Origin of the sequence: Pelagibacterium flavum, assembly GCF_025854335.1 — a bacterium.
GTDB classification, from domain to species: Bacteria; Pseudomonadota; Alphaproteobacteria; order Rhizobiales; family Devosiaceae; genus Pelagibacterium; species Pelagibacterium flavum.
The window spans coordinates 2,803,374-2,824,824 of record NZ_CP107716.1 but is presented as its reverse complement, the minus strand read 5'-3'; the positions used below and the strand labels follow the sequence as shown (position 1 = coordinate 2,824,824).

General features: G+C 60.4%; 15 protein-coding genes. 11 read left to right on the top strand and 4 right to left on the bottom strand.

The features are described from left to right. The first annotated feature begins 95 nt into the window (after positions 1–95). Positions 96–896 carry an IclR family transcriptional regulator gene (locus tag OF122_RS14280; protein WP_264224861.1) on the top strand — a complete coding sequence of 267 codons (801 nt, stop codon included), beginning with the start codon at positions 96–98 and terminating at the stop codon, positions 894–896. A 399-nt stretch (positions 897–1,295) separates the two neighbouring features. Here the strand turns inward: OF122_RS14280 and ggt are convergent, their stop codons facing one another. Then, a complete protein-coding gene (gene ggt / locus OF122_RS14275) occupies positions 1,296–3,026 on the bottom strand; it encodes a gamma-glutamyltransferase (protein WP_264224860.1) in 1,731 nt (576 codons plus the stop codon). 266 nt (positions 3,027–3,292) lie between these two features. On the opposite strand from ggt, the gene OF122_RS14270 reads away from it, so the two are divergent. The 5 genes from OF122_RS14270 to OF122_RS14250 all read left to right on the top strand — a co-directional run bounded on the left by OF122_RS14270 (position 3,293) and on the right by OF122_RS14250 (position 10,017). Continuing rightward, on the top strand, positions 3,293–4,789 hold the full coding sequence (locus OF122_RS14270; RefSeq protein WP_264224859.1) for an MDR family MFS transporter: 1,497 nt from the start codon (positions 3,293–3,295) through the stop codon (positions 4,787–4,789). Between the two features lie 266 nt (positions 4,790–5,055). Beyond that, positions 5,056–6,276, top strand: a complete 1,221-nt coding sequence (locus tag OF122_RS14265) for an NAD-dependent epimerase/dehydratase family protein (protein ID WP_264224858.1) — start codon at positions 5,056–5,058, stop codon at positions 6,274–6,276. Beyond that, positions 6,273–7,928: a hypothetical protein gene (locus OF122_RS14260; RefSeq protein WP_264224857.1), complete on the top strand. Its 1,656-nt coding sequence runs from the start codon at positions 6,273–6,275 to the stop codon at positions 7,926–7,928. The genes OF122_RS14265 and OF122_RS14260 overlap by 4 nt, the downstream gene beginning before the upstream one ends. Before the next feature lie 2 nt (positions 7,929–7,930). Continuing rightward, positions 7,931–9,769: a glycosyltransferase gene (locus OF122_RS14255; RefSeq protein WP_264224856.1), complete on the top strand. Its 1,839-nt coding sequence runs from the start codon at positions 7,931–7,933 to the stop codon at positions 9,767–9,769. A 74-nt stretch (positions 9,770–9,843) separates the two neighbouring features. Then, positions 9,844–10,017, top strand: a complete 174-nt coding sequence (locus OF122_RS14250; protein ID WP_264224855.1) for a hypothetical protein — start codon at positions 9,844–9,846, stop codon at positions 10,015–10,017. Here OF122_RS14250 and OF122_RS14245 read toward each other — a convergent pair. The 3 genes from OF122_RS14245 to OF122_RS14235 all read right to left on the bottom strand — a co-directional run bounded on the left by OF122_RS14245 (position 10,014) and on the right by OF122_RS14235 (position 12,227). Then, a complete protein-coding gene (locus OF122_RS14245) occupies positions 10,014–10,760 on the bottom strand; it encodes an AfsR/SARP family transcriptional regulator (protein WP_264224854.1) in 747 nt (248 codons plus the stop codon). The two genes, OF122_RS14250 and OF122_RS14245, sit on opposite strands and share 4 nt — an antisense overlap. A 170-nt stretch (positions 10,761–10,930) precedes the next feature. After that, positions 10,931–11,428, bottom strand: a complete 498-nt coding sequence (locus OF122_RS14240; RefSeq protein ID WP_264224853.1) for a hypothetical protein — start codon at positions 11,426–11,428, stop codon at positions 10,931–10,933. Positions 11,429–11,447: 19 nt separating this feature from the next. Further along, positions 11,448–12,227 (bottom strand): helix-turn-helix transcriptional regulator, encoded by a 780-nt coding sequence (locus tag OF122_RS14235; protein WP_264224852.1) that lies wholly within the window; start codon positions 12,225–12,227, stop codon positions 11,448–11,450. A 654-nt stretch (positions 12,228–12,881) separates the two neighbouring features. Between OF122_RS14235 and OF122_RS14230 the strand changes: the two genes are divergently transcribed. From OF122_RS14230 to OF122_RS14210, 5 genes are all read left to right on the top strand, one after another. Further along, complete coding sequence (locus OF122_RS14230; protein ID WP_264224851.1) at positions 12,882–14,123, top strand: hypothetical protein; 1,242 nt, start codon at positions 12,882–12,884, stop codon at positions 14,121–14,123. An 83-nt stretch (positions 14,124–14,206) separates the two neighbouring features. Beyond that, positions 14,207–16,159, top strand: a complete 1,953-nt coding sequence (locus tag OF122_RS14225; RefSeq protein ID WP_264224850.1) for a hypothetical protein — start codon at positions 14,207–14,209, stop codon at positions 16,157–16,159. A gap of 16 nt (positions 16,160–16,175) precedes the next feature. Continuing rightward, positions 16,176–18,674 carry a type I secretion system permease/ATPase gene (locus OF122_RS14220; RefSeq protein WP_264224849.1) on the top strand — a complete coding sequence of 833 codons (2,499 nt, stop codon included), beginning with the start codon at positions 16,176–16,178 and terminating at the stop codon, positions 18,672–18,674. Between the two features lie 3 nt (positions 18,675–18,677). Beyond that, positions 18,678–20,009 (top strand): HlyD family type I secretion periplasmic adaptor subunit, encoded by a 1,332-nt coding sequence (locus tag OF122_RS14215; RefSeq protein WP_264224848.1) that lies wholly within the window; start codon positions 18,678–18,680, stop codon positions 20,007–20,009. A gap of 194 nt (positions 20,010–20,203) precedes the next feature. Further along, the gene (locus tag OF122_RS14210; RefSeq protein WP_264224847.1) at positions 20,204–21,385 is read left to right on the top strand and encodes a GNAT family N-acetyltransferase; all 1,182 of its coding nucleotides are present in this window, start codon (positions 20,204–20,206) and stop codon (positions 21,383–21,385) included. Positions 21,386–21,451: the final 66 nt, after the last annotated feature.

The window sequence follows — 21,451 nt, the reverse complement described above, 5'->3', positions numbered from 1 at the left end:
CTTGTGACTGGTTCACCGGCTGAATAGCCCTATTGTCGCGGCACTTATTATTACGGATGCGATTATGGTAAAAAATTTCAGGAGAGGACGGCTCCATGAATGAAATGGTGACCAGCCCGCCGCCGCGTTCGGGTATCGTGCAGTCGATCGACCGGGCCATGGCTATCCTCGAAGTGCTCGGCGAGGACGAGGAAGGCTATCGCCTGACCGATTTGGCCAGGCGCACCGGCCTTTCGGTTTCCACGGTCCACCGGCTTTTGACAACGCTCGAGCAGCGCCGCTTCGTGCAGTTCGACCGCTCCGATGGCATGTGGCACGTCGGACGCGGTGCGTTCACCGTCGGTTCGGCGTTCGTGCGCCAGCGCAATTTCGTTGCGCCGGCCCTCCCGCTTTTGCGTCGCCTGCGCGACCAGACCCGCGAAACGGTCAATCTCGGCATCGTCGACGACGGGGAGGTTGTGGTGCTGACCCAGGTGGAAAGCCGCGAAATCATGCGTGCGATCACCAGGGTCGGGGGCAGGGCGCCGGTCGTCAATTCGGGCATGGGCAAGGCGATCCTCGCCAGCTATTCCGACGCCGACGTGGATGCGGCCATATCGCGGAACGGGCTGCGCAGGATCACCGAAAAATCGATAACCAGGGCCTCCGAACTCCGCGCCGATATCGCCGCCATCCGCCAGCGGGGCTATGCGCTGGACGATGAGGAGTTCGTAACCGGGCTCAGATGTGCTGCGGCGGTCGTCTATAACGCTCAGGCCGAAGCGCTGTGCGCGATTTCGATTTCAGGGCTCGCGGTACGCGTCAGCGACGAACGGTTGCATGTGCTGGGGCGGCTGATCGCCGAGGCGGCAAAGGAATTGACGGTTATTCTGGGCGGGCAACTGCCGGGGCGCTGAGGCACACGCGACCGGCCTTGCTCGGGGCGCGGCCTTGAGCTGGATTCCGGCAATGCGTAGCCGGCAGAGGGGGCGGTTCTTTCTCGGGTGTTGAGTGTACTGGATCCCGGCTCAAGGCCGGGATGACAGCGGGCATTTATGAATGCCGTGGCCGGACACAGGCCCTCTCACCCCGGGAATATTCCCGGGCGTCGATGCCGTCTCCACCTTCCGTCATCCCGGGCGAAGACCGGAAGCCGTAGCCGGCAGAGGGGGCGGTTCTTTCTCGGGGGCGAGTGTACTGGATCCCGGCTCAAGGCCGGGGTGGCAGAGGATTTTTGTGAATGCCGTGGGCCCAATACACGCCCTGACAGATGTGGGGGGAGGCTGGCGGACAGGGGCCGCCAGCCATGAAAGGGATCAATCGCCCATGACGACGCCTTCGCGGCGTTTGTCGGCGGCGCCGATCAGGCCCTCATCGGTGAGCTTGATGACGTGCAGGCCGGAGTTGAGGTTGGTGACGTTGACCTCATGGCCCAGAGCCTCGAGACCTGCGGCCAGTTCGGCAGAGCCTTCACCCTCCTCGATATTGGTGCGGCCGTTGAAATTGGTCACATGCGGCAGGTCGATGGCTTCCTGCGGGTCCATGCCCCAATCGAGCAGCGAGACCAGCGACAGGGCCGTGTAGTGGATGATCGCCGCGCCGCCGGGGCTGCCGGTCAAGAGCACCGGAGCGTCGTTTTCAAAGACGATGGTCGGGGCCATTGACGAACGCGGGCGCTTGCCGGGCTCGACCCTGTTGGCGATGGGCGCGCCATCGGCTTCCGGTGCGAACGAGAAGTCAGTCAGCTCGTTATTGAGCAGGAAGCCGCGGGTCATCACCCGGCTGCCAAAGCCGCTCTCGATCGTCGTTGTCGCTGAAATCGCATTGCCTTCGGCATCGACGATGACGAAATGCGAGGTGCCGGCGCGTGGACGTTCGATATCGGAGGCCAGAAGCGCCTCATCCCATCCCGGAGGAACGCCGGGGGAGGCGGTACCCATCGAGGCGTCGGGGTCGATCAGCGCACTGCGTTCGGCCAGGTAGGCATCATCGAGATAGCCTTCGGGGATGTCGACGAAGTCGCTGTCGCCCAGATAGAGCCCGCGATCGGCAAAGGCCAATTTGGACGCTTCGGCGAACAGGTGGCGGAACGCGACGCCGTCTTCCATGGCGGCAATGTCGAACGGCTCGAGAACCCCCAGGATCTGACCGACGGTCAGAGCGCCCGAGGAGGGGGGACCCATGCCGCAAACCTCGTAGCCGCGATAATCCATGCAGACCGGATCGCGCTTTATTACCTCATAGGCCGCCATATCCTCCATGGTGAGGATGCCGGGATTGATGTTGGTGTTGAGCGCCGCAACGATGTCTTCGGCGATCTCGCCGGTATAGAAAGGCGCCGCGCCCTCTTCGGCATAGAGCTTGAGCGTATCGGCATAGGCCTGATTGGTCAGGGTCGAGCCTTCGGCAATCGGCTCGCCGCCGGGGAAGAAATACTCGGACGTCTCAACAAAGGTATCGAGACCGGTGGCTCCGGCAACCGAATCCGCCATCCGCTGGGTGACGGTAAAACCGTTCTCGGCGGTGTCTATGGCGGGCTGGAGCAACTCTGCCCAATCCATGGTCCCGTGATCGGTATGGAGGGTTTCAAGCAGCATCGGCGTGCCGGGTACACCGGCCGAGCGACCGCCAATCACCGCGTCCATGAAGCCCATGGGTTCACCGCTCTCGTCGAGCCAGTAATCGCCATCGGCGGCCAGCGGGGCTTTCTCGCGCGCGTCGTAGGTGGTGAGTTCACCGGTTGCCGCGTCCCAATAGAGCAGGAACGCACCGCCACCCAGCCCCGAGCTTTGCGGCTCGACGAGCCCGAGCATGGTCTGGACGGCAACGGCCGCATCGGCCGCCGAACCGCCCGCCGCCAGCACATCATAGCCGGCCTGTGTGGCCAGTGGATGGGCCGAGGCGATCATGAAATCCTCGGCCATCACGGATTCGTTATCGGCGATGGCTGTCGTATCTTCGGGTTGGGGAACGTCCTGTGCCCAGACCGGCACTGATGAAAGGAGAGCGGCGGAAAGCAAGGCTCCGCCGTGACGTAGAATATGCATGATAGGCCTCATCCTTTGTTTCGAGTCGCTTCACCTCCCCCAATACGGCGGCGCGGCCCTTCGCTGGCATTGTGGCTGCCCTGTGGGTCAGCCCGTTCAGTGAAAGCCGATACGGGGGTAAGGGCAAGTGTTTTTCGCCCGTCATCGACGACAGCAATAAGAGGGTTGAACTCGATGGCTTGACTTTCGATTTCAACAGGCAGATTCAGCACAGTCAAATTTGCGTGCGCGCTGGAGCGGCGGGCCGCCAGATCAAGAGATATCCAATGTCACCGACAGATGTGAACGGCGCGTCCGCGCCCCAAACGCCTTTGGGCGAAACCGATAACACGGCCCGCAACAGGCTGGTCATTGGCCTGCTGCTGGTTTCGGCCTTTGTGGTGATTCTCAACGAGACCATCATGAGCGTGGCCATTCCGCACCTGATGGAAGACCTCACCATCAGCGCCAGCGCGGCGCAATGGCTGACCTCGGCCTTCATGCTGACCATGGCGGTGGTCATTCCCATCACCGGCTATCTGCTGCAAAGGCTCAACACGCGCCCGGTCTTTATCCTGGCCATGTCCGCGTTCAGCGCCGGCACGCTGCTATCGGGCCTGGCACCGGGCTTTGAGGTGCTGCTGGTGGGGCGCATCATTCAGGCCTGCGGGACCGCAATCATGATGCCCTTGCTCATGACGACCATCATGAACCTCGTGCCGCCCGAATCGCGCGGGCGGACCATGGGCAACATCTCGATTGTCATTTCGGTGGCGCCGGCGCTGGGACCGACCATTGGCGGTTTCATTCTCGAGCACCTCGAATGGCGCTGGATGTTCTATCTGGTCCTGCCCATCGCGCTTGCCGCGCTGGCGCTTGGTGCCGCCAAGATCGTCAACGTCACGACGCCCTCCAAGGCGCCGCTCGATATCTTGTCGGTTGTCCTTTCGGCGCTGGGTTTTGGCGGGCTGGTTTATGGTCTGAGCAGCCTGGGCGGTGAGGCTTCCCATGGCGGCGGCACGTCCGTCTTCCCTCTTTGGGTGCCGGTGGTTGTCGGCGTGATCGGGCTCGGCCTGTTCATCACGCGCCAGTTCGCGCTCCAGAAACGCGACGCGGCACTGCTCGACCTGCGCACCTTTGGCACGCCGGTGTTCGCGGTCAGTGTCGTCATGATGGCGATTTCCATGATGGCCATGTTCGGATCGCTCATTCTGCTGCCGATCTACATGCAGAACGTTCTGGGGCTCGACGCATCCCAGACCGGGCTGACCCTGCTGCCCGGCGGGCTGGTCATGGGGCTGATGGCGCCGTTCGTTGGAAGGCTGTTCGACAAGTTCGGACCCACAGTGCTGCTCGTGCCGGGGACCATCCTTGTCAGCGCGGTCCTGTGGGGCATGACGACGTTGAACCAGTTCACCTCGATCTATTTCATCCTCGGGCTGCACATTGTCCTCAGCCTTGGGCTGGCTCTGATGTTTACGCCGCTGTTCACCTCGAGCCTGGGCTCGCTGCCACGGCACCTCTATTCGCACGGCAGCGCGGTGATCGGGACGATCCAGCAGGTCGCCGGTGCAGCGGGCATCGCCTTGTTCGTCTCGCTGATGACATTGCGGGCCGCTGACCTGGCAGCCGATGGCGTGGAGGCGATTCCGGCCATGTCGCAGGGCATCCAGCTTGCGTTCCTGTGCGGGGCGATCATCTCGATGTTTGCGATCGTGGCGGCGTTCTTCATCCGCCGCCCGCCCGCCCAGCCCATGGGCGCCGAGCCGGTGCCGGGGCGCTGACCGGACGGAAATCAGGTGTAAAAATAAGGCGCTGCCCTCGGGCGGCGCCTTTTTTCTGACGGACTTTGGCCGATTTGACTGGCTACAAGAACGTACCGTTCACAAAATCCCAACTTGAGTTAATTCGCGTAAGGGGTATCAACGGGACAGGTTTTCGTAGAAGTGCGTACGTTGGCGGCATGCCAATAGTCTTGGGGGACAGCCGAAACCGTCAGACGAATTTTCAATTCGCCGAGCCTTAGGCTTTGCGAAGGAAGGCCTATTCTATGTCTAAAACGGTTCTTGTTCTCGGTGGCGACGGCTTTTGTGGCTGGCCGACTTCGCTTCATCTTTCAGCACTCGGATATGAAGTTGTCATCGTCGACAATTTCGTGCGGCGCCGGATTGCCCAGGAACTCGATGCCCCCAGCCTGACGCCGATCACGTCAATCGACGAGCGCCTAAACACCTGGAAAGAGGTCAGCGGGCGCGACATCGATATCGTCGAACTCGATATAGCCCGGGACTATTCCGAATTGCGGCGCCTGTTGGCGTCGGTCAAGCCCGATGCCATCGTTCATTTCGCCGAACAGCGCGCCGCGCCCTATTCGATGCGCGATGCCGCCCACAAGATCTATACGGTCGACAACAATATCGGCGGCACCCACCACGTTCTTGCCGCGCTGGCCGAACTCAAGCTCGATGCGCATCTGGTTCATCTCGGGACCATGGGCGTTTATGGCTATGAGAGCGACGGGCTGGAAATCCCCGAGGGCTATCTTCAGGTTCGTGTCGAAGGGCCCGGCGGCGCCAATCTTGCGCGCTCGATCCTCCATCCGACCAAGCCCGGATCCATCTATCACCTGACCAAATCCATGGATCAGCTGATGTTTCAGTTCTATGCCCGCAATGACCGTCTGCGGATCACCGACCTGCATCAGGGCATCGTATGGGGCACCCAGACCGAGGAAACCCGGCGCGATCCGGCGCTGATCAACCGCTTCGACTATGACGGTGATTACGGCACCGTGCTCAACCGGTTCCTCATGCAGGCCGCCGCCGGTCATCCGTTGACGGTTCACGGGACGGGCGGGCAAACCCGCGCCTTCATCCACATTCAGGATACCGTGCGCTGTGTCGCCCTGGCGCTGGACAATCCGCCGGCTGCCGGCGATCCGGTCCGCATCATCAACCAGGTGGCCGAGACCCGCCGCGTGCGTGATCTGGCCGAGCTGGTTTCCGAACTGACCGGCGCGCACATCGAATATGTGGACAACCCGCGCAAGGAAGCGGCCGAAAACGAACTGGCCGTCTCGAACGCGACGTTGAAGACTCTCGGTCTCGAGCCGATCCTGCTCACCGATGCCCTGATGAGCGAGACGGTGGACATTGCCGCGCGGTTCATTGATCGGGCCAATCTCAGCACTGTTCCGGCAACAGCGATTTGGTCCAACGAGAATGCGCCCGATTTCTCCCCCCTTGAGCCTCCTCGACGCGCACTGCAATGAAGGACTTGCTGCGACTGCTGTTCATAGCGGTCCTGAGCTTCGTTATCGTGGGGGTGGCCATTGCTTACACCCGCGATAGCGAGGTGCTGGCGCGATTGACCTCGGCGGTGGACACATCCGCATTGCCGCGGCTGGAATTTCCCGCGGCCGAACCCGCTCGGGCCGATAATGGGAGTGGCACCGAAATCTGGATTTCGCGCCCCATGGCCGATCAATGGATTGGGCTGGCGGGCTTTCCCGATTCCACCGAAATCCGCTTTGCCTTGCCCTCGGGCGTCAATTTCAAATCCGGTACGCTCAGGCTCGCGCTCGATGCGCAATTGGGGGCTGACGGGGACGGGCGCGTCACGATCAGCGTCGACGGTGTGCGCCGTGGCGAAATCGTGCTCGATCCCGGCCAGTCTCGCCACGAAGTCGAGATCGCGCTGCGCGAGAGCGATCTGCTGTCCAATGCCCTTATCGTGACGCTCGATGGCCGCGGCACGACAAGCGGCGGCCAGGTGTGCCCGGTCGATGCCGCCAATTCCGGCGCCGCGATCACCCTGAGCGCCGATAGCGGGCTGGCGCTGTTCACCGACGACCCGGTCGATACCCGCGCCGTGCGCATTGCCACGATGTCCGATCCCGCGTGGCTGGCACTGGGAACCGATGCCGACACGCAGGCCCTGGCCATATGGGCCCGGCAGGATCTTGCCCGCAAGGGCATGGAGGTGTGGTTTGCCGCCGATGACGCGGTGCCCGACCTCGTCATGGCGCAAACCGCAGGATCGGCCCTGACGCTGGATTCGGGAGGCCGGATTGCGGTTTGGGGGAAAGCGGGGATCGATGCCTTGCTGGCCGCCCGGATGTCGGCCGCTCTGCAGCCTGAGCCCGATGCCTGGCCGGTGACGGTCGATAAGCTTTCGGCGGAAACGCTGATCAAGAACTTCCGGGGCTCGCGGCGATGGACCGTTCCCTACGCCCTCGCCGATCTTCCCGGCGGATTGATGCCGCGCCGTTTCGTCATCGATCTCAAGACCTCTACACTCGCGCCGGGCAATGACTGGGTGGTCCGTGTCTCGCTCAACGGCAATCTGCTTGAAACCGGACGGTTCGACGGGCAGGGGGACACGATTTCTCTCGATGTGACATTGCCCTCCGATATCCAGACGCTGTCCAACGCCATTCTTGTCGAGTTGATCGACACCAGCCCCAATGAGTCCATCTGTCGAGTCGGCCCCGACGCGCAGGCACAATTGTTGCCGACCTCCCGGCTGATACCGCAGGTTGTCCAGCCAACCGGCGGCTGGCCCGAAATGGTGCGCGCGCTGGCCGCCGATCAAACCATCGAGCTCAAGGTCGCCACGCCCCTGTCGCGCGGCCAGGCCCGTACCGCTGCGGCCCTGCTGGGATCTTTTCTGCCCGCCCAGACCAGCGTGGCGTTCGGTCCCGGCGCGGAAACAGCCGTAACAAGGCTTGAAATGACCACAGCAGGAGCGCTCAAATCGGCGCTGCGTCTTGCCGGTGAATTCGGGGACGGTGCGCAATCGATCTGGCTGGTGATACCCAATGAGGACAAAGACCCGGCCCTGATCGCCATCGCCGATCCGCGCGCCGCTGCGCTGATCGAGAATCTCGATGACGACGCCGCGGTCATGCTGATCGACCGCTGACCATGCTGCAGCGCGCGCCAAAGGATCACGACTATTGGTCGGTGGACAGCGCCCCGGCAAAGCTGACGCGACCGCTTTCGGTCTGGGCGGCGCCATCCCTACTCCTGATCTTTACGGCGGTGGCCGCCGCATTGCTCGCGGTTGTCAACGCCGAGCCCTTGGCTGCGATGTTCCCCAATGGCGACGTCGTGTTTTCGCCCTATCTGGGCGTTCATTCGATCCCGCTGCGCATTTTCATCGTCTCGTTCTTTGTCGCCTTTTCGGCTGTGGTGGGCGCCGGGGCACCCCAGCGATTGCGCTTTTTCCTCGAAGTCACACTCTATTATGTCGTCGTCTGCGCCGCGTTTGATCTCATCAACATCATGGCCTACCGGCTGACCGGCTTTGTCTATTCGATCCATGTGGTGGAAATTCTCTCCGGGCTGTTCGGTTTTTATGTCTTTTCGATCCGCTTGCTCGACCAGGGGACGATGCCTCGCCGGGCGGCGTTCGCCCCGTTCAGCCCGCGCTTCAAGGCGATCGCGTTTGTTCTGATCGTGCTGGCCGTTGGTGCTGGCATTGCGGTGTCGCTGTGGATCGACACGCTCGATCTGCCGCTGGTGGGCGATTTGCGGTCCGTCGCGCTGCTCGGCGGCACGGGGCCGGGGGTGTTCCTTTTTCTGCCGGTCCTGTTTTTCCTGCTCTATGTGCTCGGGACCATCCGTGCCCTGCTGCGGCGCAAGCCAGGATATTGCCCGCCGGTGACTGTCATCATCCCGGCCCATAACGAAGCCCACATCCTGCCGCGCACGCTGGCCGCGCTCGAAAGGGCCTCCGCCCAGTATGGCGGGGAGGTGCACGTGCTGGTGCTGGACAATTGTTCGACCGACGGCACGGCCCATACGGCGGCACGGGCCTTTGCGGAGATGCCACACCTGCGCGGGCAGGTCGTCGACGTGCCGATACCGGGAAAGTCGAACGCCCTCAATTCCGGTATCGCCCGGACCACGACGGAAATCGTCATTCGCATCGATGCCGACACCCAGGTTTCTCCCGCGTCTGTCCGGCGGGCCGTGCGCCATTTCTGGCGCGGCGATGTCGGTGTGGTTGGGGGATTGCCGATTGCTCCGGGCACGGGGAAATTCGACAGGGCCCGAAACCTCGAGACGCTGCTCAAGCACGGTTATTATCAGGTGGCCTATGGCGCGGTTGACGCCATCGTCGGCGTGCCCGGCATGCTCGCCATCTATCGCACACAGGCGGTGCGCGACGCCGGGGGCTTTACCGGCGGGATGAACGGGGAAGACACCGACATGTCGCTGCGTATCGGCGAGATGGGCTTTCGCGTGGTCGGCGATCCGACGGTCACCTATGTGTCCGAGGTTCCGGCAAGCTGGAAGCATCTGCGCGAGCAGCGCATGCGCTGGTTCCGCTCGGTCTATCACGTCTCATCGCGCAACCGCGACTATCTGGACGGCTGGATGCCTTCGGTGCGCGGCAAGATCATCCTGCCCTTCATGCTGCTCAATTCGGGCCGGCGGGCCATGACGGTGCCATTGGTGATCTTTGGCGTGCTTTATTATTTCGCGCGCTTCAATCCGCAAAGCCCACTGACCATCCAGGCGGTTATTGCCGTGGTTCTGGGCGCGCCAGCACTCATGGCGGCGTTTGCGGCGCTGGCCAACGGCCGGATAGGGGCCCTTGTCGGGCTACCCGAATACATAGCATTCCGGCTGGTGCGGTCCTACCTGACGCTCGAATCCGTGCTTTCGATAGCCTTCGGCCAGACCGCGCCGCGCGAGGCGCCGCTGATGCTGCCGCCACCGGCTGTAACACAAGATAAAATGCAACCGACTTCCTAAAACGCCCGTTGGTTCGGATGGGCCCATAGTGGCCCGGCTTCATCGCGTTCGATGAAGTTTGGAGAACCCGCGCCATGCGCTACCCTCTTTGGGCGTTCCTTTTCGTCTTCCTGCTGCCGCCCTTCGCGCTGCACGCGGCGCTGGCCGGCAAGGCGGGATTTGAACCACGCCCGGCGCCGGTCGAGCGGCTCGAACCCGTGCGTTTCGCGCAGATCGAGCCCATCCCCGTGACGCGCCACGCCTTCTAACCGCCGGTCAGACCGCGCATCAGCCCACGGTAAAGATCGCGCGTTTCCGATGAGACGGGAAGGCCCAGTTCGCGGCGAAACTCAGCTTCGCACTGGACGAAAATCTCCCTCAACCGGGCAATGTTGTGGTTCGCGGCCGCCTCAAGCATCAGCAACCGATACGCCTGCTCGTTGCAGGGATCGACCGCAAGCAGATATTGGGCAAACATTTTGCGCTCCGAAGAGCTTTTTTGCGCCCATTTGGCATCGGCCATGCCGTCGGTCAGCCTTTCGGCAAATCGGTTGCGCAACCGGCTGCGCTGCTCGCTCAGCCAGTCTTCAAACTCCGGTCCGCCATCCTTGATGTTGGAAAGCAAGTCACCGGGATAAACGCCAGGACCGATTTCGGACTGCTTGTCGGCAAGCGCGACAAGCAGGTCCCTGAGATCCCAGGTGACCTGGGGATCATCGATCAGATACACCGAGGAGAAATTGGAGCCGATCAGCGAAAAATCCGCCAACTTTTGCAGTGCCCTTATCCTGGCCAGCGAGCGGCGTAGATTCGCCGAGGCGCGTTCAGGATCGTCGGTCTGTGACCACAGCACGTCCCGCAGCCGCTGGCGGGAGATGGAACCGTTTTCCCCCGAGATCAGAAGGTAGCTTGCAATCTTGTGGAAGATGGTCGGCACACCCGGAACAACCCTGCCGTCCACGCGCAGGACGCAGGTTCCGAGTGTGCCAACAAATATACGACTTCCACCCATGCCAGTAACTACACCCGAATACTCTTGCAGGTCGAAATGGATCAGAGCCAGCAGTTTGAAATGCTGGGCGATTTATCGATCACGACGCACAAGGTATCCGCCGATCAACATGGACATCTTATGCCCCGTCGCTCGCCATCTTTTGACTTAAGTCAATATAATAAGAAACGTCAGGCAGACCGCGGCAGGGCGCGCGGTTGCGCCGCTAAAAACGCGTGAATTTCCCGGTTGGTGGCGACCAGCATCTGTATTGCATCCGAGAGCCGCTGGAGCTCCTGCTCGTCGATAGGCTCGACCTTGCCATACCGCAGCGTCGGGCCGAAATCGGCAATGCGCAGCAGTTCCGTCCGGTCCATGTCGCCACTTTCATCGAAAGAAAAGATGCTGTGACTGTATTTGTTGCGGACCTTTGAAGCCGCCTTCATCGTCGCCACGACGGAAAACACCTCGTCGCGCGTGGCCTGTGGCACGTGCTCCAGTTTTGACAGCCGTTCGATCAGATCGAGCCTGGCGCGCGTGGTGTTGAGCGTGAGATAGGTGACGATCGCCACTTTCTTGTCCACGCCCATAAGAAGTTCCATGACGTCAATGAGCAGGCTTTCGGTGTTGCTCCAAGTATAAACCAGCTTGCCGATCAGCAGCAGCAACGGCTCGGTCCGACGTGGCATTTGTTCAATCCACTTCTCGCTAACGCATGGACAGGTTCTGGCCGCCAGAGTTCGTATGAGCGCCCAAACCATGGAAAGCTGCCGCAGCCTGGGTGCGGTTAGTGACTTTAAGCTTTCCCATCAGGTTGTGAACGTGGGCCTTGACCGTATGCTCTGACAGTTGCATCCGATCGGCGATCAGCTTGTTCTGCAGGCCCTGAGCCAACAGCATCAGGATCTGGTGTTCACGCGAGGTCAGGTCACGAAGCTCGGGCTGATTGGTCCTGGTTTCCGTGACGTTATGGGACGCATCCTGCCTGTCCGGCAGATTCCGGCGTTCGGTGACGTCCTTTTTGAACAAGACCGCGTGGTTCTTGAACGATCGCACGGGAAAGAACTGGCCCCCGCTCAGAACCAGCGAAACCGCCGCAAGGAAAACCGGCAGTTTGAGATCGAGGGGCAGGTAGCCTTGCACCTCCGATGTCTCACCGAGCGTCTTCCAATCGAGTTCTTCGGCATCGGAATCCCCCAGTATGGCCACATCGGCCTCGGGAAATAGCGTCCGGTACATTTCCAGCTGACCCGACACTGTGTCTTTGTCGGAGGCGTGGACCAGCAACAATCTCACCAGCGGATCGGGCGAACCGACCTTTTTCAGGTCCTCGCATATGAAGACGGCGGCGTTGACAATGTGTTCTTCCAGAAGCTGAGCAAGCCCTTCAAACAACGCGCCGCCATGCGCATTGATTACGATCTTGAATGGCTCGTCGCTGGAATGGTGGCTCTCGCGCCCCCCAAAGACATCCAGAAATCCTCTCATCATAACAGCGCTCCCCTGATACTGAACTCTTGCGCCATCGGCACTAGCCGACTGCCCTAGTTCTTAAGAATATGTTAACAGGCAGGGCGTGACTCAAGCGTGACTCAAATAGTGAGCGTTGCTGCCGTAGTTTATCCCGAGCCAATTCTTGCAGCCAATTGGGGGAGGCGAAGTACCACTGGTATATCAATGGGATACGGTTTCCATGCGGAATTTGGAGACCTTGGCCCTGTCTTGGTTCGGCGCCTTGATCATAGTTTCGTGATCTCACCAGCTCTCGTGGGAGAGTAATGTGTGGGTCGTGACTGACCGTTCGACTAATTCTTTTTTCCACATCGGAAATGAAAGTCCTGCTTTCGGACTAATCGGCTGTGCGCTATCGGCGATCGACTAGACCGTTTGGGGGAGGGTGGTGCCTGCTCCCAGCGGGTGGAACTAGTCAATCGGGCCAGATTTCCTATGGTGCCGAGCTGCAGACCTCATCCTCATTAGCTCCAATTGTCGTCTTACCGTTCGAGCATACTCTCGGCATCCTCGATCTCCGTCCGCTCGGTTTTCTGACCAGGCGAGACGTTAATCAGGCGGCACGGAAACTGGCCTCGTTTGAAATGAGAGAGGCTCTCCGAACCGCCGGCAAATCGATGGAGAGCTACAATGTCTGACGAAGAATATAACGTCGACGTGAAGGTCGATGAGTCGTTCAACGACTACAAGACCGATACCGACATCGACACCGATGTGAAGACCGAGGATTCCTTCAACAACAACTCCGACAACAATTCTCACAATGATACGTCGACCAAGACGGAGACGGAGTACGATACCGATGTGAAGCTGGAGGACTCGTTCAACGACAACTCCGACCACAACTCCAACAACGACAGTTCGACGAAAACTGAAACGGAGTACGATACGGACGTCAAAGTCGACGACTCGTTCAATGAGACGTCGAACAAGACGGACACCGATATCGACACCGATATCGATACGGATGTGAAGGTCGAGGATTCGTTCAACGAAACCAACACCAAGAACGAAACCGATATCGACAATGACAATGACACCGATATCGACACGGACGTGAAGATCGAGGATTCGTTCAACGAACGGACCTACAATTCGACGTCCAATTTCGCTGTCGAAAAGACTGCCGAAGACTCGTTCAACAAGAGCGATGACGACACGACCAACGTTGCGATGAACAACGTCGGTAACGACAGCTCGACCAAGACCGAAACTGACGTCAAGACCGAAACCGATATCGATGACTCGTATAACACCGATACGGACGTGAAGATCGAAGATTCGTTCAACGACAACTCCGATCACCACTCCAACAACGACAGCTCGGTGAACACCAAGACCGAGGACTCGTTCAACACTGATATCGACACCGATATCAAGACCGAGGATTCCTACAACACCGAGACCACCGATACCGACGTTGACGTCAAGATCGAGGACGCATTCAAGTCCTACGACAACGCCTTCAACGACGATAGCGAGAGCTTCGGGGAGATCTCGGTCAATTTCGAGGACGTCTTCAACGACGCATTCGGTGATGGAGACGGCATCGGCTTCGCCATCAATCAGGTTGCCGACATCGTCGACAACGATTCACTCCACAACGTCACCCAGAACAATGGTGGCGGCTTCGAGATGAAGGCCGACGGTGGCATTGCGGCCCAGGTTGCCTGGGACGATGTTGACGATCCGTTCGGCGGCGACGGCCCCGATGTTTCGATCGCCGATGCCAGTGCCCAGTTGAGCGGCTCTGCGTTCAACATGGACATCGTTCTCGGTTCGAACCTGCAGCAGAATGCCGTGGATGTCTCGATTGTTGGTGGCTCGGCCGACAACAACGATACCACCACTACAAGCGGCGACAGCTTCTGATCTACCGCACACGTTCAGTCCCGCGCGCCCGGCGCGCGGGGCTACTCCCGCTTGTTATGCGGTCGTAAGGGAAGGGAGCGGCGATGTTTTCCAACGGAGATTATCTCAGCGAAACGATAGCTCACTTCATCGGTCATTTTGACGTGGCGATTGAAGAGATGCGCCTGCGCCAGGAATATGAGCGCTTCTCCCATGATGCGCCCCTGCCTCCTGAAAGTCTGCTTGTCTCCCCCGAACCGTCCCCATTCGCGGCCCCCGATGTGCCGGTCGATTTCGTGCCGGAAACCGAATACACGCCTCGCTATGACGCCAATGGCGCGATATTTGACGTTCGCCAGTTCCGGTTCGACCCGCCCATAATCGATATTCCTCTCCTTCCGCCCTGGACGCCGGATCCCACCCATATCGGAACGAGGCCGCCCAATTTGGATGCCGGCCCCAATTTGGCGCCAGCTCCGCCTTCAGTGGTGTTCGTTGCCCAGCAGCACAAGTTCCTTTTCGATAACGACGTCGTCGTTATCGGCGATTATGACGGCCCCATTTCTACGCCCATCAAGTCGGGCGCTGAGATCAGCGCGCTGACGGCCATGGCAAATGCCGTCACATACCCATTCACGTCTATCGAGCTGGAGAAGAATCCAGACGGCATTGCGCCCTGGGTCAAAGCCAGCACGCAGGCTGCCCAAGACGTGCAATCGCCTACGGCGGAGGGAGACGCGCTTGCGGGGACCTGGGCCGATGGTCAACAAACGCAAGCGGCGCCCGAACTTGTCGATCACCTGCCATCAAACTGGCAGGAGAACGATGACCCCATAGAAGCCTCCTCGGATCCGATCATCATCGATGCCAAAACGGAAGACACCGTGATGACGATCGAGGCTGGGGGCAATCTTTCGGTCAACCAGGCCACCATTATCAATGCCGGCGTGTCGGGCACAATCACTGCGGTTGCCGGCGACGCCTACGAAATGGACGTCATCGTCCAGGTCAATGTCTTGCGGGACGAGGATACGGTGGCCGACGGTTTCCCGCTGGCGCACCTGTCGGATACCTCGTCCAAGGCGGTCAATGTTGCCAGCTTTGTGAGCCAGACCAAGGATGCCGGGGCAGAAAAGGCCGAAGCAGATATCGAGGCGATGCCAACCGATTGGCAATTGTCGATCATTGAAGAAGACCTCATCTTCTTCAACTGGATCTACCAGTACAATTTCACCTCGGACAATGACAGTCTCGTTGTTACAGCAATAGGAACGACCACGACTGTCAGCTCCGGTGGCAATGCCGGGATCAATGGCGTCGCCTTTTCCGATCTCGGGATGTTCTACGATCTGATACTGATCGGAGGCAATCTTTATGACGCCAACTACATCTGCCAGACCAACATAATTTACGACAACGACACAGTCTCGATGCTCAGCGCCCTCTCCGGCCAGCAGGGCACTGTTTCAACCGGTGAAAACCTCCTGTGGAACCAGGCATCGATCGAAAATATCGGGCCGGCCGAATGGACCAACGCCATGCCGGGCCACTACAGCCAGGCCATGGATAACCTCGATGCCGGTGTGTATTCGATGCCCGGGGCCTTTGGTTCCGATGCCAATTTTGCCGGCTACGACAACCTCAAGGTGCTGTACGTCAAAGGCAATGTCTTCGACATCAATTATGTCGAACAGGTCAACGTAATCTCGGACGCCGACCAACTCGCGTTTTACAGCCAATCTCTCGACAAGAGCGCGAACTGGACGGTCGAAACCGGCGGCAACGCTGCGGTCAACGTCGCCGGTATCGTCGATTACGATAGCAATGGAGCGACCTGGTATGTCGAGGGCCAAAGCTATTCGGAAGCAATGCTGATCCAGGCAAACCTGGTGGAGGAGGCTGGCCCCGCCAGCGGTCCGGGCCAGGAACCGCTTGCCAATGAAGTCATCGCATTTCTTGACGATGACACCCCCGCCAACAGCACCCCCGATATCGACCCCATCGGCGCCCCCGAATTCGGCCCCACCACAGATGTGATGGATTCCGTACTCGCTTGAAGTGAAAGACCCAGCCATGTCCGCAGTTCTGGATACACCGCAATCCGCCGAGAAGTCCCGCCATACATCCCGTAACGAAAGTGCCATCGACAGGGCGATGGCCGAGATCGACAGGACTGTCGGTGATCTTGAGGCCATGGCCTTCAGTCCTGCGCCGCGTTCCGTTGCGGGACTGGCTGAGGCACCACGCCTGCGCCCTGATCGCGCCGAACCCGTGCCCCCGGCGGCGCCGCGTCCAGCTGTGGCCCGAGCCGACGAGCCGGGGATCTCGGACTCGGCAGATCGGGCAGAGACTGCGCCCAAAGTCGTCACCCAGCTTGAGCCACACCGCAACCGGCCGCTTGCGCCGGCGCGGAACTTCCTGTCGGACGCTGCAGACGCGGCTCAATCCTTTCGGAACATTCCCACCCAGCACGCTAAAGTCGAAGTCGCCGATGCCGGGAGCGACCGCCCCGTGCGCGAAGCGGCCGAGACGACAACGGTGCAGGCTGCAGCTGAACGGGTTTCCACGCCGAAACCCGAAACCCCGCACAAACCAGCGCCACGGGGCGAGGCACCACAACCTTCTTCCGACACTGTGGAACCCGATCAGCGCGAGACGGCCAAGGCCCGCGAAGACGGGCGGACCGACACCACGGAGCCATTCGCCAAATCAGTCCCCGAAATGGCACCGGTGCTCGACGCCGAGCGCGCACGGGTACCGGCGCAAAAGACATCGGGTGGTGGCGGTGGCCCGGGAGCGCCCGGCGGAGGCGGCGGCGGTGGCGGCGGCAAATCCGGATTTCACAAACGCGCTCCGATGCCCAATTTTGCCGAGAGCTTTCAGCGGGGTCTGAACGCGTTCCGGTACAACATGATCATCGTGATGATCTTCACCGTCGCGACCAACATTCTTGTTCTCGCAATACCCATCTACCTGTTTCAGATCTCCGACCGCGTGCTGACCAGCCGCTCGGTCGACACCTTGATCATGCTGACGATTGTCGTTGTGGGCGCTGTCGTGCTCCAGGCCATTCTTGACGCCGTTCGGCGCTTCATCCTGATGCGAACGGCAGTCGAAATTGAAGTTCAGCTTGGCGCACCGGTGCTCAGCGCCGCCGCACGCGCATCCCTCAACGGCACCAGCAAGGAATATCACGTGCTGGGTGATCTCCAGCAAATGCGCTCGTTCATCACCTCGGGAACGCTCATCTCGATCCTCGACGCGCCGCTGGCACCCATCTTCATACTGGCCGTATTTCTTATCCATCCCCATCTCGGTTTCATCGTCGTCGGCGCGTGCCTGGCCCTGCTTGCTTTCGCAACCATCAACCAAAGGATGACGTCGCGGCATTTTGCAGATGCCAACGGTTTCCTGAGCCGCGCCACGCTCCACCTCGATTCCATGACGCGCAATGCCCAGATTATCAATGCGTTGGCCATGATCCCCGAAGCGGTCAAGATCTGGGGTCGCGATACCGCATTGTCGCTCCGCGCCCAGGTCAGGGCACAGGACCGCAATATCACGATTGCCACGGTCTCGAAGGCCTTCCGCATGCTCACCCAGGTGGCGATGCTCGGCTGGGGCGCCTACCTGGCGCTTCTGGGGGAAATGACGGGCGGCATGGTGATTGCGGGTTCGATCATCGCGGCGCGTGCCCTGACCCCCATCGAGGGGGCTATCGAGGGCTGGCATCATTTCACCAATTTCCGCGGCTCGTTCCGCAAGATCCGGGGGCTGCTGCAAAGCTCGCCCTTCAATACCCAGCGTCTTCTTCTGCCCCACCCGCAGGGCCGTCTCGATTGCGAACGCATCCTTTACGTTCCCCCTCCCACCAAGAAGGTCATTCTTAACGGCATCTCGTTTTCCCTCGCACCGGGCGAGTCCATGGCCATCATCGGGAATTCGGGGGCCGGCAAGACCACGCTTGGAAAAATGCTGGTTGGCTCGATCCTGCCCACTTCGGGAAGCGTGAGACTGGACCTGATGGATCTGCGCAACTGGGACGAGCGCCAGTTTGGCGAGAACATCGGCTACCTGCCGCAGGACGTGCAGCTGTTTCCCGGAACCATCAAGGCCAATATCGCCCGCATGCGCGACGATGCCAGCGATGCCGACATCTATGCCGCTGCCGTTCTCGCCGATGTGCACGAAATGATCGCCTCCCTGCCGCAGGGCTATGAAACGGTCGTCGCTGCCGACGGCGCGCCGCTTTCGGGTGGGCAAAAGCAGCGTATTGCCCTGGCCCGTGCCTTTTATGGCGGGCCACGGCTGGTCGTGCTCGATGAGCCCAATTCCAATCTCGATTCGCCGGGTGAACAGGCGCTGGCCAAAGCGCTTCTGCACGCAAAGAAAGAGGGGATAACGGTGGTGACCATTACCCAGCGCACCGCCCTGCTGAACTTTGTCGACAAGATCATGGTGCTCAACAACGGCTCGGTTTCGATGTTCGGAGAGCGGTCCAAGGTTCTCAAGGCCCTGACCCAGGGCATCGAAGGCGGCGGCAATGCCGGCCCGCGCATCTCCAAGGAGTAGGCCATGACCTTAGTCTCAGTCAGCAAGGCGCCTGAATGGTATTCCGAGGTCCCCCGCTCGATCGGCAGGCAGACGCTGTTTGGCTTGCTGTTGATGGGTGTCACGTTCGGCGGTTTCGGCGTGTGGGCAGGCACCGCTCCGCTCGCTTCCGCAGTCATCGCGCCGGGAACGTTTGTCGCCACGGGGGCCAACAAGATTGTCCAGCACCTTGAGGGCGGCATCATCCGCGAACTCCTGGTGACGGAGGGCGACCGGGTCGTGCAGGGCCAGAACCTTGTTCACCTCGACCCGACAACCGCGCTTTCGAACGCGCGCGGACTTCACTTGCGCCTGCTCCGGCTTGAGGCCATGCGAGCCCGCCTTCAGGGACAGGTCGACGGTGCCGATGCCTATGTGCCTCCTGCTTCGGTTCTCGAGGAAATCGACGACCCTGAAGTCCGGTCCATCATTGACGGCCAGAGAGAGAGTTTCGACACGGCGCGCCTGGCCATCCAGAACCGGGTCGATGTGCTGACCGAAAACGTCAGGGCACTCGAATTCCAGCACACCGGCATCACTTCGCAACTGGCCGCTTTCCAGCGCCAGGTGACGCTCCTGGAGCAGGACCGCGACGTCCAGAACGAACTCTTTGCCCGCCAGCTGACAACGCTGTCGTCCGTAAACTCGCTCCAGCGGGCCCTGGCCGATGCCGACGGCGATATTGCCCGCATGGAGGCAGAGGCGGAAATGACCCTTGCTCAAATCGAGCAGCATCGCCGCGAGATTACCCAGCTTGTGTCTGCCGAACGGCAAACTGCATTGGCTGAACTCCAGGACGTTTCGGCAGAACTTGAAACACTGCGCGAAGAAATGAACAGCGTCCAGAACGTTCTCTCCCGCACCGTGATCACGTCTCCATCCGACGGCATCGTCGTGCGCATGCACTACCACACCTCGGGCGGAGTGATTGAGAGCGGCAGCGCGATAATGGAAATCCTGCCGTCCGATGTGCCTTTGATCATCGAAGCCCAGATCCCCCGCATGCAGATTGATGAACTCGAACTCGGGCAGACGGCCGACATCCGGCTTTCCGCGCTCAATCAACGCACGACGCCCATACTCGAGGGCAAGGTCGACTATATTTCGGCCGATGCGATCGAGGATGGCAACGCCGCCAATGAGATCTATGTGGCGCGCGTCACCATCGCGCCTGAACAGCTTGAGCGGGTCACCGGTTTTACCCCCACTCCGGGCATGCCGGTCGAGATTCTTATCGAAACAGACGAGCGCACCTTCTTTGAATATCTCAGCAAGCCCATAGCCGACAGCATGACGCGTGCCTTCCGGGAAAACTGAAATGAGGGTCCTGGAAAAAATGGGCAGCACGTTTGAGGGAAGCCGGGAAGGGCAGGGGGGAAGGCACCTCCTCCGGGCCAATGAGATCATGATTTCGACTGACCGCGCCCGGCACGGGCCTTTGGGCGCAGTCGGTCTTTCGGGCTCGGGTTTCGGGCGTCCAAAGCAAGAAAGTTGAATGCGAGGATCAGGCGATGCACGTGGAAATCATTGAGGGGGCTGATGCATTCCGGGCATTGCGAGAGGATTGGATCGCTGTGTACGATTCCGATCCGGAAGCCCAATTCTTTCTTTCCTATGACTGGCTGTTCGGCACGCGGGGCGGTCCCGGCCACACCGGTCTGGTACTGGCAGCACGTGCCGAGGGGCCGGAATCGCCGTTGGTGGCCTTTACGTCCCTGCGATGCCGGACCCAGCACGGCTCCGAGGGGTTCAGCACCGAGTTTGGCTTCTCGGGCAACTACGTGTCCGACTATAACGGGTTCATCTGCCGGCCGGAGTATGAGGACCAAGCCATTCCCGCAATGGCTGAACGGCTCAAGCAGATGACCTGGGGCAGCCTGCGTTTTCTAAGCCTTGCGGCTTCGTCGCGGCGGGCCGAACTGTTCATGAACCGCTTCTCTCCGCAGGAGTTCGGGTTCTCCGACATATCCATGGTCAACCCCGACGGTGTGGACAACGGCATTTGCCCTTTCACCCTGCTGTCCAGCGACTGGGACGATTTCCTGCAGACGCGCGTGAGCTCCAACACGCGCCAGAAGATCCGGCGCTACATGCGCCAGGTCGAAGGGTCGGACGTGTATCGCATCACCCATACCGATGCGGCGACGCTCGAACGCGACATGGACTTGCTGATCGAGCTTTGGACCCAGAGGTGGGGAAAGAGAAAGGGCAAGCGGCTGGCCGCAATCCTGGATACCAACCGCCGTATGCTCAAGCACGCCTTTATGACCGGCACCCTGTTCATGCCCGTGCTCTGGCACGGCGACCGAGCCATTTGCGCCCTCGCCATTCTCGTCGACCAGCGCAAGGGGAGTTACAACTTTCTAATTGGCGGACGCGACGAGGCGTTCCAGGATTTGCCCGCCGGACTTGTGATGCACGGCTACGCCATCCGCCATGCCATTGCCCAGGGCATGGTCAAATACGACTTCCTGCGCGGCAATGAACCGTACAAATACTCCTTTGGAGCGCAGGAGTTTCATCTCAAATCCGTGCTTGTCGAGCCCAAGGATCGCGAGGCGTGCGCCCCAAGCCTGGACGCACGCAGCCTTGCATTCGTCCTGCGCCGGTCGGCCGAGTTGTGGCGCGAGAAAAAGCCGGCCGAAGCCGCTCGAGGCTATGATCAGGTTCTGGAAATTGAGCCGCACTGTTGATTTCTGCTGAGAAGTGACCCGGTATTTTCACCGAGAATTGACCCGCCTCATGGATATGATTTGGGA